This window comes from Reyranella sp. (assembly GCF_004297265.1).
Lineage (GTDB): Bacteria > Pseudomonadota > Alphaproteobacteria > Reyranellales > Reyranellaceae > Reyranella.
The window spans coordinates 1-16,745 of record NZ_SCUT01000010.1; the positions used below are offsets into that span (position 1 = coordinate 1).

The 16,745-nt window shown below is 66.9% G+C and carries 17 protein-coding genes and 2 pseudogenes; 8 read left to right on the forward strand and 11 right to left on the reverse strand.

From position 1 onward, the window contains the following. The 3 genes and pseudogenes from EPO41_RS03565 to EPO41_RS03575 form a co-directional block, all read right to left on the reverse strand. A pseudogene (locus tag EPO41_RS03565) lies at positions 1–181 on the reverse strand (site-specific integrase); the annotation flags it as partial. 175 nt (positions 182–356) lie between these two features. Continuing rightward, a complete protein-coding gene (gene radC, locus EPO41_RS03570) occupies positions 357–1,199 on the reverse strand; it encodes a DNA repair protein RadC (RefSeq protein ID WP_296320521.1) in 843 nt (280 codons plus the stop codon). 99 nt (positions 1,200–1,298) lie between these two features. After that, positions 1,299–2,192, reverse strand: coding sequence for a LysR family transcriptional regulator (locus tag EPO41_RS03575; protein WP_296320524.1), 894 nt, complete (start codon positions 2,190–2,192; stop codon positions 1,299–1,301). A 125-nt stretch (positions 2,193–2,317) separates the two neighbouring features. On the opposite strand from EPO41_RS03575, the gene EPO41_RS03580 reads away from it, so the two are divergent. Together EPO41_RS03580 and EPO41_RS03585 are read left to right on the forward strand one after the other, a co-directional pair. Beyond that, positions 2,318–2,863: a hypothetical protein gene (locus tag EPO41_RS03580; protein ID WP_296320526.1), complete on the forward strand. Its 546-nt coding sequence runs from the start codon at positions 2,318–2,320 to the stop codon at positions 2,861–2,863. Positions 2,864–2,985: 122 nt separating this feature from the next. Beyond that, positions 2,986–4,431, forward strand: coding sequence for a serine hydrolase domain-containing protein (locus tag EPO41_RS03585; protein ID WP_296320528.1), 1,446 nt, complete (start codon positions 2,986–2,988; stop codon positions 4,429–4,431). Here the strand turns inward: EPO41_RS03585 and EPO41_RS03590 are convergent. The 3 genes from EPO41_RS03590 to map form a co-directional block, all read right to left on the reverse strand. Further along, positions 4,390–4,716, reverse strand: coding sequence for a DUF6295 family protein (locus EPO41_RS03590; RefSeq protein ID WP_296320531.1), 327 nt, complete (start codon positions 4,714–4,716; stop codon positions 4,390–4,392). The genes EPO41_RS03585 and EPO41_RS03590 overlap by 42 nt on opposite strands. A gap of 10 nt (positions 4,717–4,726) precedes the next feature. Next, positions 4,727–5,485 (reverse strand): dienelactone hydrolase family protein, encoded by a 759-nt coding sequence (locus tag EPO41_RS03595; RefSeq protein ID WP_296320534.1) that lies wholly within the window; start codon positions 5,483–5,485, stop codon positions 4,727–4,729. Positions 5,486–5,575: 90 nt separating this feature from the next. Further along, entirely contained in the window at positions 5,576–6,445 is an 870-nt protein-coding gene (gene map / locus EPO41_RS03600) for a type I methionyl aminopeptidase (protein WP_296320536.1), read from the reverse strand. Positions 6,446–6,557: 112 nt separating this feature from the next. Between map and EPO41_RS03605 the strand changes: the two genes are divergently transcribed. After that, positions 6,558–7,319, forward strand: coding sequence for a molybdopterin-binding protein (locus EPO41_RS03605; protein ID WP_296320539.1), 762 nt, complete (start codon positions 6,558–6,560; stop codon positions 7,317–7,319). Between the two features lie 100 nt (positions 7,320–7,419). Beyond that, complete coding sequence (locus EPO41_RS03610) at positions 7,420–8,484, forward strand: AbrB family transcriptional regulator (RefSeq protein ID WP_296320542.1); 1,065 nt, start codon at positions 7,420–7,422, stop codon at positions 8,482–8,484. 3 nt (positions 8,485–8,487) lie between these two features. Here EPO41_RS03610 and EPO41_RS03615 read toward each other — a convergent pair. Continuing rightward, positions 8,488–9,620 (reverse strand): annotated as a pseudogene (locus EPO41_RS03615) (hemolysin family protein). A gap of 179 nt (positions 9,621–9,799) precedes the next feature. On the opposite strand from EPO41_RS03615, the gene EPO41_RS03620 reads away from it, so the two are divergent. The 3 genes from EPO41_RS03620 to EPO41_RS03630 all read left to right on the forward strand — a co-directional run bounded on the left by EPO41_RS03620 (position 9,800) and on the right by EPO41_RS03630 (position 12,298). Then, positions 9,800–11,194, forward strand: coding sequence for an amidase (locus EPO41_RS03620; protein WP_296320546.1), 1,395 nt, complete (start codon positions 9,800–9,802; stop codon positions 11,192–11,194). Between the two features lie 79 nt (positions 11,195–11,273). Beyond that, complete coding sequence (locus EPO41_RS03625; RefSeq protein ID WP_296320549.1) at positions 11,274–11,561, forward strand: GIY-YIG nuclease family protein; 288 nt, start codon at positions 11,274–11,276, stop codon at positions 11,559–11,561. Between the two features lie 56 nt (positions 11,562–11,617). Then, complete coding sequence (locus EPO41_RS03630) at positions 11,618–12,298, forward strand: aspartate/glutamate racemase family protein (protein ID WP_296320551.1); 681 nt, start codon at positions 11,618–11,620, stop codon at positions 12,296–12,298. On the opposite strand, the gene EPO41_RS03635 is transcribed toward EPO41_RS03630, so the two are convergent. Genes EPO41_RS03635 through EPO41_RS03650 form a run of 4 tightly spaced genes read right to left on the reverse strand, consistent with a single transcriptional unit; the run spans position 12,282 to position 16,124 of the window. Further along, positions 12,282–13,601: a TRAP transporter large permease subunit gene (locus EPO41_RS03635; protein WP_296320555.1), complete on the reverse strand. Its 1,320-nt coding sequence runs from the start codon at positions 13,599–13,601 to the stop codon at positions 12,282–12,284. The genes EPO41_RS03630 and EPO41_RS03635 overlap by 17 nt on opposite strands. Next, positions 13,601–14,158 carry a TRAP transporter small permease gene (locus EPO41_RS03640; RefSeq protein ID WP_296320558.1) on the reverse strand — a complete coding sequence of 186 codons (558 nt, stop codon included), beginning with the start codon at positions 14,156–14,158 and terminating at the stop codon, positions 13,601–13,603. Before EPO41_RS03640 ends, EPO41_RS03635 begins: the two co-directional genes overlap by 1 nt. Before the next feature lie 13 nt (positions 14,159–14,171). Further along, positions 14,172–15,140, reverse strand: a complete 969-nt coding sequence (locus tag EPO41_RS03645) for a TRAP transporter substrate-binding protein (protein ID WP_296320561.1) — start codon at positions 15,138–15,140, stop codon at positions 14,172–14,174. Positions 15,141–15,188: 48 nt separating this feature from the next. Continuing rightward, on the reverse strand, positions 15,189–16,124 hold the full coding sequence (locus tag EPO41_RS03650) for a hypothetical protein (RefSeq protein WP_296320563.1): 936 nt from the start codon (positions 16,122–16,124) through the stop codon (positions 15,189–15,191). On the opposite strand from EPO41_RS03650, the gene EPO41_RS03655 reads away from it, so the two are divergent. Then, the gene (locus EPO41_RS03655) at positions 16,102–16,713 is read left to right on the forward strand and encodes a hypothetical protein (RefSeq protein ID WP_296320566.1); all 612 of its coding nucleotides are present in this window, start codon (positions 16,102–16,104) and stop codon (positions 16,711–16,713) included. The genes EPO41_RS03650 and EPO41_RS03655 overlap by 23 nt on opposite strands. Positions 16,714–16,745 lie beyond the last annotated feature (32 nt).

The following is a 16,745-nucleotide window of genomic DNA, read 5'->3' on the forward strand; positions in this document are numbered from 1 at the left end:
GTTTGCCATCGCGCCACTGCTGCGCCATCCAGTCGGCCGTCACGCGCGTCGGCATGGGTTTCAACACCAGCACAAGCCGGCCGGTGCCGCGGCCCTCGCCATCAACGAGGCTCTCCTGAGTGCTGTCCAACTCGACCCGCTTCATGGCCTGCCGGATCGCTGCATCGGTAAGACTTGCCATCCTTCTCACCACCCTCACCAAACTGGGAGCGGCAACGAGGGTGCAGGGGTCGGCTACTGGGGGCGGTAGGCCCTCGCATCCCGCGAAAAACCGCTCCCATTTATGCCTCTAACCGACCCCAGTCGACAAGCGATAAGTTCCGTGTTTAAGCGGTTTCTAGCGTGATTGAGCGTGATCAGTCGGGTCGAGTAGGGTGGTTATGGACCAGGATCAACGCGGCGGCATTCAATGCCAGCGCGCGCTTCACCACCTCGCGGGGATAGACCGGCGTGTGGTCGATGGTGCCGCGCTGCTGGACCTCGTCGGCGATCAGCACGTTCTTTCGGTCGAGGAAGAGGATGCGGAACTGCTCAGTCTTCTCGTGTGCCAGGGCGGCGTGGCAATAGTCGATCAGTTGCTGCCAGTTGGTCAGCACCGGCATGTCCTTGACCTTGCGCTCGGCCAGCCGTCGCCCGACCTCGCGCATCGCCTTGAAGTGGACGAGCGTGCGCTGATCGATTTCGAACTCCCGCAACTGCGCCGGCTCGGCGGCGAACACGTCCCCGAGGGTGCCGAATCGTTCCAGGAGCGCCTTGGCCAGCGGTTTGGTGTCGATCCGCTCGATCGAATAGAAGAGCAGCAGCTCCAGCAGCTCGTAGTCGGCCAGCGGCTCGACACCGGCCTTCATCACACGCTCACGCACCCGGCCGCGATGGCCGTGATAGTGCGGCTTCGGGGGCGCCGCCTCGCCGCTGTTGTGGCCGGCCGGGGCCGCCGGCACTGCTTCGAGGGCTGCGGCTAGCCGGGTCGTCGGATCCTCGCCCGCGAAATCCCAGCACTGGTCGAGGCGGTTCCAGGAGCCGCCCGCCTCACGCAGCAGGATGCGGTGAGGGAGCGTGTTGCCGCTCACGCGCCACAAGCCGTCGGTGGATTGCAGGCGGAGACCCTGGGCCAACAGTGTCAGCAGCGCCGCGTCGTCGGGACCGGGGGCGGGAGGGGGCGCCTCGACGGGCTTGAGGTGAGGGCGACTCTTTGCCATGCCGCGCAACCTTGCCGGGTGAGCAAGGCAAAATCGCGGCGCTCGCCGACTTCCGTTGCGTTTGACGGCGCCAATCGTGGACCTGTCCGGTGCGGCTGCCTAGCTCGGAGCGCAGACCTCGCGGACACACGAGCGAAGCCAGCGGTGTGCGGGATCGGCGTCCATCCGCGGGTGCCACAACATGGAAACGGTGAATTCAGTGGTCGGCATGGGGAGTGAAAAGCTGGTCATCCCGTGGCGCAGATTGGCGGTGTGGCGCTCCGGCACGGTAGCTATCAAGTCGGTGTCGCGTGCCAGGGCGAGCGCCGCCGAGAAGTCGCTGACGATCGTGCGGACATGCCGCTTGAGGCCAGCAGGCAGGAAGGGCAGGTCGACGGCGCCGGTTTCCAGGCCGCTTCTCGATACCACGACATGAGGGCTTTTCCGATAGGCGGCGCGGCTCAGGCCGCCGGCGTCGAACGCATGACCCTTCCGCACGACACAGACCAACCGGTCTCTGAACAGCGCCTGGGCGCGCACCTCCGGCCCAAGGGCTTCCTCCACGACGCCGGTTTCCAGGTCGACCAGTCCCTCTCGCAAGGGAGTGCTGTCCTTGTTCGGCTTATGGATGAAGTTCAGTCGCACGCCAGGCGCCTCGATTTCCACCCGCGCCAGGAGACGAGCGCCGAAGTTTTCGATGAAGCCATCGCTCGTCCTGAGCGTGAAGGTTCGTTCGACTGCCGCCAGGTCGATCAGTTCGTCCGGGCGCAGCACGGACTCGACGTCCTCGACTAGGCGGCGGACCCGTTCCTGGAGCGCAATGGCTTTGGGCGTCGCCACCAACCCCCGGCCAGCTCGGACCAGAAGCGGATCGCCGGTGGCTTGCCGCAGGCGCGCCAGGGCTCGGCTGGTTGCCGACGGGCTGAGCCGTAGTCGTCTGGCGGCGCCCGCGACGCTCCCTTCGGACAGGAGGACGTTGAGTGCGACAAGAAGATTGAAATCCACGATCCGCATTTCCCGACCTGGACACGTTCGTAGATATATAGCGTCAAACGCAATGATTGTGTGCAAACCGTGCGCGTTCCGCCTCACCGGACACGCGCATACCCTGTGGTTAGCATCAACCACGGGAAACGGTCATGAGCGTCAATTCACGACAGGACTTCATCGAAGGCATGAGGGCCGCCTGGGGGCCGCTGACCAGTGAACTGGTGGCTGCGAGCCGCGCCCTGGCCCAGCGCTTGTTGCAGGCATCTCCTTCCGAGCCCTGGCTGGCGGAACTGCTCCGGGAGCGTCCGGCGAACCAGGAGCTTTACCGGGACCTCGACCATGGCTTCGTCCTGCTCGCCCACACCGAACACGCCGGTCTCTATCGGCCGCCGCACGATCACGGGCGCAGCTGGGTGATCTACGCCGTTCTGAGCGGGGAGATGGAAATGCGCACTTATGCCCGCGTGGATGATCCGGAGAGGGGCGTGCGGCTGGTTCTGCGCGACAGCACCATCGTTCGTGCCGGTCAAATCCAGGTCTATCTCCCGGGTGACATCCACGACACGCGTTGCCTGACGGACCAGGCCATGCAGTTCCGCTTCACCGAACGCGACCTGCGTGTCGAGGACCTCCAGGAGCATCGCCTGAGGCGTTACCAGCAACGGAACGGCGTATGGACGGTGGAAGCGAAATGATGGCTGTATCCGCGAGATCGTACTGTCGGCGCGGTGGCGGCGACCCAATGTTGTGCCACCGCAAGCCAGGGCGTGTGGGGAAGGGAAATCGCGGCGACTGAAGCTTGTGATACGATGCAGGCATGTCCAACCCAGCGTACCCGGCCAACATCTTCGCCGAGATCGACGCGGCCTCTGCCGCCTTCGCCGAACAGGAACGGATCCCGGGCGTGGCCCTGGGCATCGTGCAGGAGGGCCGCCTCGTCCATACGGTGACGACCGGTCTCGCTGACCGCGAGGGCGGCCGGCCTGTGGAGGCGGGCACCGCCTTCCGCATCGCCTCGATGACCAAGAACATGACGGCGCTGGCGATCCTGTCGCTGCGCGACCGGGGTTGGCTGCAGCTCGACGCGCCGCTGGCGCACTACGTGCCGCAGTTCGGGGCGGTGAAGCCCGCGACCCGTGACAGCGCACTGGTCACCGTGCGCCACTTGCTCACGCATACCGCGGGCTTCGTCACCGACGATCCGTGGGGTGACCGCGTACTCGGCATGTCGCCGGCCGAGCTCGACCGGGTGATCGCCACCGGCCATCTGTTCGCCCGCCCGCCAGGCCTCGCCTTCGAATACAGCAACCTGGGCTACGCGCTGCTGGGGCGCGTACTGACGAACGTGAGCGGCGAGCCCTACCAGGGCTATATGCGCCGCACCTTCCTGGAGCCGCTCGGCATGGCGCACACGACGTTCGATGCGCCGGCCGCCGCGGCGCGCGGCGGCTATGCCTGGGGCTACCGGCTGGACGTGGATCAGGACGGTGGGGAGACCTGGTCGCGCGAGCGCATCGAGCCGGACGGCGAGGTCGGCGCCATGGGCGGCCTCGCGACCACCGTGCTCGACTATGCAAGCTACGTGTCCTTCCTGCTGGGTGCCTGGCCGGCGCGCGACGAGCCGGAGTCCGGCCCGGTCCGCCGCTCGAGCGTGCGCGAGATGGTGCTCTGGCACGCCCCGCCCTTCGTGCCGGAGACGCCGCCCGGCGCCCGCTCGGGACAGCCCAGCGCCTATGGCTACGGCCTCACCCATTCGACCGACGCGCTGCTCGGCATGCGTGTCCATCACGCCGGCGGCCTGCCGGGCTATGGCTCGCACGTGCTGATGCTGCCGGAGCGCGGCTGGGGCGTCTTCGCCTTCGGCAATCGCACCTACGCCCCGATGTCACGCCTGACGCTCGACGTCGCGGAGAGGCTGCACGCCGCTTCGCCGCCGCTTCCCCTTGCGCCGCCGTCGCCGGCGCTCGCGCGGGCCGTCGATGCGATCGTCGTGGCCTATGCTTCCGGGCGCATCGAGGGTGGCGACCGGCCGTTCGCGGTGAACTTCCTGCTCGATGTGCCGGCAGCGCTGCGCGACGCCGAACTCGCATCGCTCAAGCGGCGGCTGGGGGAGGGGCGTCTCGAACGCATCGAGCCGATCCATGCGCTCGCCGGCCGTTTCGTGGTGGCGTGCGCCAAGGGCAGGCTGAACGGCACCGTTACCCTGTCGCCCGAGGCCGACTCAGGCATCCAGAAGCTGGTCCTGACGGCTGCGGAGGCCTGACGGAGTCGCGCGCTTGCCGCGCACCTCGGCCTCCTCGTACTCGGCCGCTGCGATGGCCCGGTCGAGCGCGGCCCGCAGGGCCTTGGCCGATTCGAGCGTGATCTCGACGCCGGCGCGGGCTCCGGCGTCGAGGTGCCTGTTGAAGAAGTCGAGAGTGATGACGTCGCCCAACGGCGCATGGCGGGCGTGGTCGTAGGCGACCACCGCCTGGGTCAGCGGGAACCATTCGTCGCCGCGCTTGGCCATGCCTTCGGCCTCGGTGATCTCGACGATCGAGGTGCACATGGACAGGCTCCTACTTCGCGAGATGGGTCTGGAAGAAGGCCCAGACCTTGCTCCAGCCGTCCATCGCCTGCTCCGGCCGGTAGAGCGGCCGATGCCAGTAGAAGAAGCCGTGGCCGGCGCCGTCGTAGCGATGGAATTCGTACGCCTTGCCGTGCTTCTTCAGCTCGGCCTCGTGCTGGTCCACCTGCTCCGGGCTGGGGGCACGGTCGTCGTTGCCGAAGAGGCCGAGCAGGGGGCAGGAGAGATCCTTCGTCATGTCGATCGGCGCGACCGGCGTCTTGGCGTTGAGCTCCTCCTTGCCCATCACCACGCGGCCGCCCCACAGCTCGACGCAGGCGTCGACGTCCTTCTTCTGGCAGGCATAGATGAAGGCGTGCCGGCCGCCCGAGCAGGATCCGAACAGGCCGACCTTGCCGTTATGCTCGGGCTGCGCGCGCATCCATTTCACCGCGGCCCCGGTGTCCCCTACCATCTGGGCGTCGGCGATGCCGCCATCGGCGCGCACCTTCGCGGCGACGTCGTCGGGATTGCCGTCGCTGCCGCCGCCCTCGCGTTCATAGAGGTTTGCGCAGATGGCGATATAGCCATGATGCGCGAAGCGCCGCGTCGTCTCGATATAGAGTTCGCTCCAGCCGGGCAGGTGATGGATCAGCACGACGCCGGGGAAGGGACCCTTGCCCTCCGGCTTCGCCACGTAGGCGGTGATCGGTGTGCCTTTGTCGCCCTCGAGGGTGACGTTGGAGCAGGTCATGCCACGGTAGAACGACATCGGCTTTCCTTCCCATCGGTGTTGCGTGCGGATGCCGATCTTGGCACGCGCCCAGCACGCCGCGCCAGGCTAGGGAAGCGGGGCGTCGCGTTAGGCCGTCGTTGCCTGCAGTGTCTTTGCCTCGAGGTCGTAAGGCGGCTTGGCGAGTTCCTTCGGTGACAGCGTGAAGAACTCGACACCCGTCTCGGTGATGCCGACCGAGTGCTCGAACTGGGCCGAGAGCTGCTTGTCGCGGGTCACCGCGGTCCAGCCGTCGCTCAGGACCTTCACCTGCCAGGTGCCGGCATTCACCATCGGCTCGACGGTGAAGAACATGCCGGGCTTCAGCACCGGGCCGGTGCCCTTTTTGCCGTAGTGCAGGATGTTCGGCGCATCGTGGAAGATGCGGCCGAGACCATGACCCGAGAAGTCGCGCACGACCGAGAAGCGCTGCGCCTCGACATAGGTCTGGATCGCATGGCCGATGTCGCCGACATGCCCGCCGGGCCTGGCCGCCGCGATGCCGCGCATCATCGCCTCGTAGGTGACATCGCACAGGCGCCGCGCCTTCACGCCGACATCGCCAGCGAAATACATGCGGCTGGTGTCGCCATACCAGCCGTCGAGGATGACGGTGACGTCGATGTTGACGATGTCGCCGTTCTGCAGCCGCTTCTCGCCCGGAATACCATGACACACGACATGGTTGATCGAGGTGCAGATCGATTTCGGGAAGCCGCGATAATTCAGTGGGGCCGGGATCGCCTTGTGATCCAGGATGAACTCGTGGCAGAGCCGGTCGAGCTCCTCCGTCGTGACGCCCGGTTGGACGTAGGGCGTGATGAAGTCGAGAGTCTCGGCCGCCAGCCGGCCGGCCCGGCGCATGCCGGTGAAGCCTTCGGGTCCGTGCAGCTTGATGGTGCGCTCGTCGCGGCGCCAATAGTCGGCGCTGTCGTCGACGATTTCGCGTGAATTGGTCATGGGTCCTATTTGGCATGCGATACCGGCGGTAACAAGGCCGGCACGACCGCTTGGCCGCGTGCTTTGCGTCCGCTACGGTCCTGAAACCAAACGATAATTACGCAGGCCTTGCATGTCAGACCCGGCAAAAATCGTCACCGCCTGCATCCTCGTGATCGGCAACGAGATCCTGAGTGGCCGCACCCGCGATTCCAACATCCAGTATCTCGCCACCGAACTCGGCAAGCTCGGCGTCCGGGTGATGGAAGCCCGTGTCATTCCCGACGTCGAGGCGACCGTCGTGGCGACGGTGAACGAGGTCCGCGCGAAGTTCGATTACGTGTTCACCACGGGCGGCATCGGCCCGACCCACGACGACATCACCGCGGACTGCATCGCCAAGGCATTCGGGGTTGGCATCTCCGAGCATCCGGAGGCCGTGGCCCGCATGACGAAGCACTATGGTGATCCGGCGCTGTTCACGCCGGCCCGCCGGCGCATGGCGCGGGTCCCGCATGGCGGCGTGCTGGTCGACAATCCGGTCTCGGTCGCGCCCGGCTTCCAGATGGAGAACGTCTTCACCTTCGCGGGCATTCCCAAGGTCGCCGAGGCGATGTTCCAGTCGATGAAGCACCGGCTGGTCGGCGGCACGCCGGTCCTCTCACGCACCGTGCGTACCAACCTGCCAGAAGGGATCATCGCCGAGCCGCTGGGCGCCCTGCAGAAGCGCTACGAGGATATCGACATCGGGTCCTACCCGGCTTTCCGCAACGGCAAGCCCAGCGTCTCGCTGGTCCTGCGCGGCACGGATGATGCAAGGCTCGTCCTGGCGGTGGCCGAGCTGATGGCCACCATCCGCGCCATGAACGGCGAGGCCGAGGAGTTCCTGACCTGACGCGCACTGCGCCGCCCCCTCACCCAACCTCTCCCCCTAGCGGGGGAGAGGAGCCTGAGTTTCATGTTCCTCTCCCCCATTCACATGGGGGAGAGGTTAGGTGAGGGGGATCGCCCGGCACGTCACCTCATGGTCCGTGCTGATCGCGCTCACCGTGCCGGTGACGGCATTGATGCTGTGGTTGCATGCGCCGGCCGCGCTGATGCTGGGACCGCTGCTCGCCGGTGTGGCCTTCGCCTCGTGGGGCGGCAAGGTGACCTATCCCGTCCCGGTCTTCGCGGTGGCGCAGGGCATCGTCGGCAGCATGATCGCCAGGATGGTGCCGCTCACGATCGTCGGCGACATCCTGGGGCACTGGGCGTTGTTCACCGTCGGCGTCGTCTCGGTCGTCGCCGTCAGCACGTGGGTCGGCTGGCAGATGACGCGCTGGCAGATGCTGCCCGGCACCACGGCGCTGTGGGGCGTGAGCCCGGGCGCCGCCTCGGTGATGACCTACATGGCCGAGGCCTACGGCGCCGACATGCGCATGGTGGCCTTCATGCAGTATCTGCGCGTCGTCATGGTGGCCGCTGTTGCGGCAGGGGTGGCGCGTTACTTCGGCGGTGCCTCGCAGCATGCGCCGGATGCGATCGTGTGGTTCCCAGAAGTCGCCTGGCTGCCGCTGTTCGAGACGCTGGCGCTGGCGGCGGTGGGCTCATGGCTGGCGCGACGGCTCAACATCCCGGCCGGCGCCTTCCTGGTGCCGCTGGTCGGCGGCATCGTGCTCACGCATATGGGCTGGCTGCGACTCGAACTGCCGACCTGGCTGCTCGCCGGCTGTTACGCGCTGGTCGGCTGGAACGTCGGCCTGCGCTTCACGCGCGCGTTGCTGGTTCACGTGCTGCGTCAGCTGCCCGGCATCCTGCTATGCATCTTCGTCATGCTGGCGATGTGCGGCGGCGTCGCAGCCTTCATGGTGTTCGCCGCCGGCATCGACCCGCTCACCGCCTATCTCGCGACCAGCCCCGGCGGTGCCGATTCAATCGCCATCATCGCGGCCTCGACCGACGTCGACGTGTCGTTCGTGATGGCCATGCAGACGGTTCGCCTGCTCGTCGTGCTGTTCGCGGCGCCTTACCTGACCAAGGTCATCGCCGACCGGATCGGCGACCTCGGAAAGGGCTGACGATCACGTATTCGCCGACCGGTGCACCGTCTTCGTGCGGGTCGCCAGCAGCCTGTCGATGCGGCGGCCATCCATGTCGAGAACCTCGAAGCGCCAGCCACCCACGACGACGGTGTCGCCCTCCTTGGGCAGGCGACGCATGGCGGCCAGCACCATGCCGGCGACGGTGTGGAAGTCGGCGGTGCGCTTGGCTGTGATGCCCAGCAGCTCACAGAGTTCGTCGGCCGGCATGCTGCCCGCGACCAGCCACGACCCGTCGTCGCGCTCCTTGGCCTCCGGTTCGGCCGGGCCTTCGTCGGTCTGGAAGGCGCCGACGATGGCTTCCAGGATGTCGGCCGTCGTGACGATGCCCAGCAGCTCGCCGTATTCGTCCTGCACCAGGACCATGTGGGCGGGTGAGTTCTTCCGCGTGTCGAGCATGTCGAACCCGTCCATCGTGTCGGGCACGACGGGCGCGGGCCTGACGAGGGCACGCGGATCGGCGGTGCCGTCGCGAATGAAGGCGTCCAGGAGGTCGTTCTTGCGGACGACGCCCGCGGCGTCATGATGGCACGTGCGGGCCGGTCGCCCAGCCGCATGACGGCGCTGATCATGCCGCGCTCGCGCGGTTCGATGGCGCCGGAGGATTCGCCCTCGGCGATCAGCGCCTTGATTTCTTCCGCCGTCACCGCGGAGTCACCGCTCTGCCGTCCGCCCAGCAGGCGGAGGATCGCCTTGCCCGACACGTCGAGCAGCCATACGAGCGGGGCGGAAATGCGCGCCAGCATCGCCATGCCGGGCGCCACCGTCGCCGCGACGGCCTCGGCGTTGCGCAGCGCGATCTGCTTCGGCACGAGTTCGCCAACGATCAGCGACAGATAGGTGATGAGGGCGACGACGCTGCCATAGGCCAGCGGTTCGGCGAAGCGCTGGGGCATCCCGGTGTCGGCCAGCACCGTCGTGAGACGCGCGCCCAGCGTCGCGCCGGAGAAGGCGCCGGCGAGGATGCCCACGAGGGTGATGCCGATCTGCACCGTCGAGAGGAAGCGGCCGGGATCCTCCGCCAGGCGCAGTGCCGCGGCGGCGCCGCGCGAGCCGCCCTCGGCCATGGCCTTCAGCCGGCTCCGGCGCGCCGAGACGACGGCCAGTTCGGACATTGCGAGGACACCATTGATGAGGATGAGGACGACCGCGATCAGCAGTTCGAATTAGACCATCGCTTCAGTCTATCTGCGATTCGGGTCCGGACGAAGGTGCGACAGGGCGCGGGTTTTGCAGGGGGACGTGCGGGAAATCGCCCCAAAACCCCTCAATTGAAATCGTGTACCTTCGTTCCATGACCGCTTTGCATGACATGACCGCCGGCGAGTTGCTCGCTGCCTACAAATCCAAGTCGCTGTCGCCCGTCGAGGCCACCGACGCCGTGATCGCCCGCATCGAGGCCTGGGAGCCGAAGCTGAAGGCGCTTTATGCGCCTGATTTCGAAGGCGCGCGCAAGGCCGCCAAGGCGTCCGAGGCGCGCTGGCAGAAGGGGGCGCCGCAGGGTGCGCTGGACGGCGTTCCCATCACCATCAAGGAGAACATTGCCACCAAGGGCGTTCCGGTGCCGCTCGGCACGGCGGCGACCGAGCTGGTGCCCGCCGCCGCCGACGCGCCCGCTGCGGCGCGCGTGCGCGAGGCGGGCGCGATCATCCTCGCCAAGACCACCATGCCAGACTACGGCATGCTCTCCTCGGGCCGCAGCTCCTTCCATCCGCTGACGCGCAACCCGTGGAACCTCGCCTGGAATCCCGGCGGCTCCAGCGCCGGCGCGGGGGCCAGTGCGGCGGCGGGCTATGGCCCGCTGCATCTCGGCACCGACATCGGCGGCTCGGTGCGCCTGCCGGCGAGCTGGAACGGCATCTTCACCCTGAAGCCCAGCCTCGGCCGCGTGCCGGTCGATCCGCCGTTCTTCGGCCGTGCCATCGGGCCGATGACGCGCGCCGTCGCGGACTCATGCCTGCTGATGGCCGAACTTTCCAAGCCCGACTGGCGCGACCACATGAACCTGCCGCCGGCCGACATCGACTGGAACGCCGGGCCGCTCGAACCGAAGGGCCTCAGGATCGGCCTGCACATGGACGCGGGCTGCGGCATGCCGGTCGAGCCGGAAACGAAGGCGGCGATCGAGGCGGCGGCGAAGCTGTTCGCGGCGGCCGGTGCGCATGTCGAGCCCGTCGCGCCGTTCATGACCCCCGCCATGCTCGACCTCCAGGATACCTTCTGGCGGGTGCGGAGCTGGGTCGATTTCTCGGCGCTGAGCCACGCACGCCAGGCGAAGGTGCTGCCCTTCATTGCCGACTGGTGCCGCGCCGGCGCCGATGTTTCGGGGCCCATGGTGATCCGTGGCGTGAACAACTACATGGCCATCCGCGCCGCCACCGTGAAGGCGACGCAGCCGTTCGACTACGTGCTATCGCCGACCTCGCCGGTGCCCACCTTCCCGGCCGAATGGGAGATGCCCTCCAACGACGTGAACCGGGCGATGGACCACATCGGCTTCACCATGCCCTACAACATGAGCGAACAGCCGGCCGCCTCGATCAACTGCGCCTACACGAAGGAAGGCAAACCGATCGGCCTCCAGATCTCGGGCCGCCGCTTCGACGATTCCGGCGTGTTGCGTATCTCTAAGTGGTTCGAGAGCGTGCGCGGCGCGCAGAAGAAGTGGCCGGAGCCGCCGACCCCTTAAGAAGTCCCGTCGTCCTGAGCGCAGCGCCCCCTCGGATGCCTCGGGGCAGGCTCCGTCGCGTAGTCGAAGGACCTCTCTTATGCGTCAACCTGTCGTTTACATCCTTGCAAGCGCGATGGGGCGGGCGCTCTACATTGGGGTCACGACAGACATGTCGCGACGCCTGGAGGAACATCGGCTTGGGCGTGTTGCTCACACGGCGAAGTACAGGATTGATCGCCTGATCTACCTCGAGCCTTTCGAGACGGCTCCCGACGCAATCGCCCGGGAGAAGCAGTTGAAAGGCTGGACCAGGGCGAAGAAGATCGCCCTGATCAATCGCTCGAATCCGGACTGGCGCGATCTCGCCGGCGAGATCGGCGGTTAAGAGAGGTCCTTCGACTTCGCGCCTTCGGCGCCGCGCTCAGGACGACGGGGATGTAGTTGAAGGCACGGCAAAAACCCCTCGGTATCCTGATGCTCGATACGCGGTTTCCGCGGATCGTGGGGGATGTCGGGAATGCGGCGTCGTACGACTTCCCGGTGATCTTCCGGAAGATGGAGGGCATAGGGTCGGCGGACGCGGTGGCGGCGCATCCCGATCGGGCGCGCGTGCTGGCGGCATTGAAGGCGAATGCCGAGGCGCTGGCGGCGGAAGGGGTTGTCGGGCTCGGCACGAGCTGCGGGTTCCTCGCGCTCTATCAGGACGATCTCGCCGCCGTGTCGCCGGTGCCGGTCGCGACGTCGGCGCTGTTGCACATCAAAGGGCTGAAGGACCGCAAGGCCGGCGTGATCACCGCCTCGGCCAAGAACCTGACGCCGGGGCATCTCGCGGCGGTCGGCGCGCCGGTCGATACGCCGGTGATCGGGCTGCCCGAGGGCAGTTCGTTTGCCGGCACCTTCCTGCGCAACGGGCTGACGCTCGATCGCGAGGCGGTCGAGCGCGAGGTCGTCGCCGCGGGACGCGATCTTCTGGAACGGTATCCGGATGTGGATACGGTGGTGCTCGAATGCACCAACCTGCCGCCCTACAAGCCGGCGCTGGAACAGGCGCTCGGCCTGCCGGTGCTGGACGTTCTCGATCTGCTGAAGGACTTCTACCGCGAGGTCAGCGCGCGGCGTTGACCATCATGTCCGGCAGGAAGCTCACCAGGCCCGGAAAGAAGTAGAGCAGCGCCAGGCACAGCACCATGGTGAGGAAGAACGGCAGCGAGACCTTGCCGATCCAGAAGATCGATTTTCCGGTCATGCCCTGCAGCACGAACAGGTTGAAGCCGACCGGCGGCGTGATCTGGGCCATCTCGACGACGATGGTGATGAAGATGCCGAACCAGATCTTGTCGATGCCGGCCTGTTCGATCATCGGCAGCACGATGGCGGCGGTCAGCACGATCATCGAGATGCCGTCGAGGAAGCAGCCGAGGATGATGTAGAGCACGGCCAGCACCAGGATCAGCATGCCGGGCGTCAGACCCATTGCGGCGATGGTCTCGGCGAGGTGGCGCGGCAGGCCGGTGAAGCCCATGGCCAGCTTGAGGAACGAGGCGCCCGCCAGGATCAGCAGGATCATCGAGGTCAGGCGCGTGGCGCCCATCACGCTGTCCCAGAAGTTCCGGAGCGTCAGGCGCCGCTGCCAGAAGGCGATGGCGAAGGAGCCGATCACGCCGAAAGCGGCCGATTCGGTCGCGGTGGCGACTCCCGAATAAATCGATCCCAGCACGAGCAGGATCAGCAGTACGACCGGGATCAGCGAGCTCGATTCGCGCAGCTTTTCCTTGAGCGGCATCGCCGGATCGGGCGGCGGGATCTTCGTCGGATTGAGCAGCGACCAGCCGGCGACATAGGCCATCATCAGGCCGGCCAGCAGGACGCCCGGGATGATGCCGGCCGCAAACAACTTGGCGATTGAGACTTCGGCCTGCACGCCATAGACGATCATGATCAGTGACGGCGGGATCAGCAGGCCGAGCGTGCCGGCGCCCGACAGGCTGCCGATGGCGATGGCGTCGGGATAGCCGCGGCGGCGCAGCTCGGGCACGGTCATCTTGCCGATCGTGGCGCAGGTCGCGGCCGAGGAGCCCGAGACGGCGGCGAAGATGGTGCAGCCGATGATGTTGGTGTGGACCAGCCGGCCGGGCAGGCGGCGCATCCAGGGCGCGAGGCCGCGGAACATCTCCTCCGATATGGCTGTGCGGAACAGCACCTCGCCCATCCAGATGAAGAGCGGCAGCGCCGTCAGCGTCCAGGACGACAGGTCGGAGAAAACGACGGTCGCCATCGCGTCGCCGGCGGGCTTGGCCGGCGCGAACATCCACATGACGGTGATCGACACGCCGATCATGCTCATGCCGATCCAGATGCCGGTACCGAACAGGAAGAAGAGGGCGCAGATCGCGAGCAGCGCGATCTGGGCGTCGATGCTGCCCATCAGCGCTCCAGGTGGGCGGCTTCCTCGCCCGAGGGTTCTTCCATGAGGGGGCCGCCCGTCGCGACCACGACGAGCTGTTCGACAACGGCGATGCACAGGACCACCGCACCGAGCGCCATGCCGACCTGCGGGATCCACAGCGGGATGACGATCAGCCCGGTCGAGACGTCGTTGATGTCGTAGGATTGCCAGCAGAGCTTGACCGAGAACCAGGCGAGATAGCCGGTCAGGAGGCTGCCGAGCACCAGGCACCAGATCTCGGCAAGGCGCCGCGGCATTCCCTGCAGGCGCTGCAGGAACAGCGTCACCCGGATGTGCTCACCGCGGCCGAAGGTCGAGGCGAGCGCCAGGAAGGCCGAGGCGAGCATGGCGTAACCCGCGAACTCGTCCGCCGAGCGCGCCACGTAGGTGATCGGGTTGGGCAGGCCGAAGGTCTGCTCGATCCACAGGCCGACGCCCGGGCCGACCGAGTAGAGGACGAAGACCAGGAGCAGCACCATGAAGATGCCGCCCAGGATCCCCGTCACCTCGTAGAGTGTCTTCAGCGCGGACCGCACGGGAGCGGACGGCCTAGTTCTTGTTGTAGGCGTCGACCACGGCCTTGCCATCGGCGCCGGCCTTCTCGAGCCACTCGGCCGTCAGCTTCTTGCCCAGCTCCTTGTATTCGGCGGCGAGCTTGGGCGAGGGCGGCTGTACCTTCATGCCGTTCTTGGCGAGAGTCTCGAGGAAGCCGGCGGAGAGTCGCTCGGCTTCGGCCCAGCCGGCGGCTTCGGCCTTGGCGGCCTCGGCCAGCACCACTTTCTTGGTCGCGTCGTCGAGCTTGTCGAACGCGGCCTTGTTCAACAGCACGGCATTCTTCGGCAGCCAGGCCTGGGTGTCGTAGAAGTGGGTGAGCTGCTCCCACACCTTGGAGTCGACGCCGGTGGCGCCCGAGGAAATGAACGAATCGACCTTGCCGGTGGCCAGTGCCTGGCTGAGTTCGGCGGCCTGGATGGTGATGGGCTGGGCGCCGGTCAGCTCGGCGATGCGCGAGGTGCCGCGATTGTAGGCGCGGAACTTCATGCCCTTCATGTCCGAGAGCTGGTTCACTTCCTTCTTGGCGTAGAGGCCCTGGGGCGGCCACGGCACGGCGAACAGGACCATCATGCCCTGGGCGGCGGCCTTCTTCTCCAGCACCGGCTTCTGCGCCGCCCACAGCTTCTTCGCTTCGGGGAACGAGCTCGCCAGGAAGGGCACGACGTCGACACCATAGACCGGGTCTTCATTCTCGAAGTTCGAGACCAGGATTTCGCCGATCGGGGCCTGGCCCGTCTGCACGGCACGCTTGATTTCGGGAGCCTTGAACAGCGAGGCGCCGGGATGAACGACGATTTCGAGCTTGCCGCCCGAGCTCGTCTTCACGGCGTCGGCGAACTTCTGGAGATTGACCGTGTGGTAGTTGGTGGCGGGGTAGGCGGCCGGCAGATCCCACTTGGTCTGGGCGAAAGCGGGCGTGGCAAGCAGGGTCGCGGCGGTGGCGAGTAGAAGTCTGCGCTTCATGGTGAAATCTCCCGAAAAGGTCCCCCGGCGCTGATCGTTACAACGGCCTCAACGGGGCAGCAAGCGGCGGTAGAGCGGCTGCAGCAGGGTGGGGATGATATAGATCGGGAACTGCACCGCGGCGATGAACAGGAAGATGTCGGGATCGGCCGTCGCCGGCAGGACCGCCATGAGCAGCGCATTGTGCCTCCCGCCCGAGCAGTAGCCGACCGTTAGCGCACTCCGGCGGTCGAGGAACGGCCAGGTTGCGACCGCCATCACCAGATTGCACAGGAGCATCCCTCCGAAGGAGCCGGCGACGAAGCCCGCGAGCTTCACAGGCTCGGTCAGCGCGCGGGCGACGACGCCATCCATCAGCGGGATGGCAAACACCATCAGCACGACCACCGAGATCCCATCGAGGGTCGGGCCGGCCGCGACGAGGCGAGGCCCCAGCCAGCGACGGATGACGAGCGCCCCGACCAGCGCGATGGCGACGATCATCGCCAGCCTCAGACTGAGGTCGAGCAGGCCGATCTTGAGATCGAAGCCCAGCAGCCACAGCGCCAGCGGCGGCAGCGTGAAGGGCACCAGGAAGTTGGTGAACAGCGAGAGCAGCAGGGCGAGCGAGGAATCGAGGCGCAGGAAGGTGGCCGTCGTCGCTGCCGAAATGATGCCGGGCGCCATGGCGCTGAGGCAGAGCGCGGTGACGAGGCTCGGCCACAGGCCCAGCCCCTGCCAGACCGGCCAGACGACGAGCGGCACCGCGACGAGGTTGAGCACCGCCAGCAGAAGTGCGGGGCCGGGCCGGCGCAGCAGTGCGGAGAGGCGGTCCCAGTCCATCCGCGCCAGGGCCAGCATCAGCAGGATCACGACCAGCGGCAGCAGCAGCGGCCGCGCCGCGGCGGCGAGGTCCTGGAACAGCAGGCCGAGCAAAAGCGAGAAGGGCAGGAAGGTGGTGGCGCGACCTCCCATGCGCTGCATGACCACGAGGAGCGGATTCATTGAAGCCAGCGTAGCACGTGCTAGCCTGCCGCCGATGAACACTCCGCGCGGCGTCTGGCTCGACGATCTCACCCGGCAGGAAGCCATTTCCCGGTTCGACGGCAATACCGTCGTCGTCATTCCGGTCGCGTCAGGCGGTCCGGACCTGCCTCACCTGCCGCTCAAGACGGCGACGGTGATCGCCCGTGCGCTCGGGCAGAAGCTGCTGGAGCGGCTGGCGATCGTCATGGCGGCTGTCGTGGATGCCGATTCCATCCGGCAGAGGAACATGCTGGGCCAAATCCTGGCGGCGCGCCTGGACGGGCTGCGGTCGCTTGGCGCGCGGCGCCTTGCGATTCTCGACGTGGGTCCTTCACACGACACACCGTTCGACATTGCAGGTGATGTGCTGTTTCTGCGCGCCTGCGATCGATCCGACCCAGACGAATACATCACCTCTTGCATGATGGCGCTGGACCCGCGGAGCGTTCGAATGTCGCTGTTGCCCGCCGGCTCGCGCAGCGACGCCTTCGGCGGCGAGCGCGGCATGTCGGGCGAGGTCGATGCCATCGCCGCGGCCCTCGTTTCGAGGTGGCCCAATCTCGGTTGACGGTACGATACCTTACGCTATAGCGCTTGCAG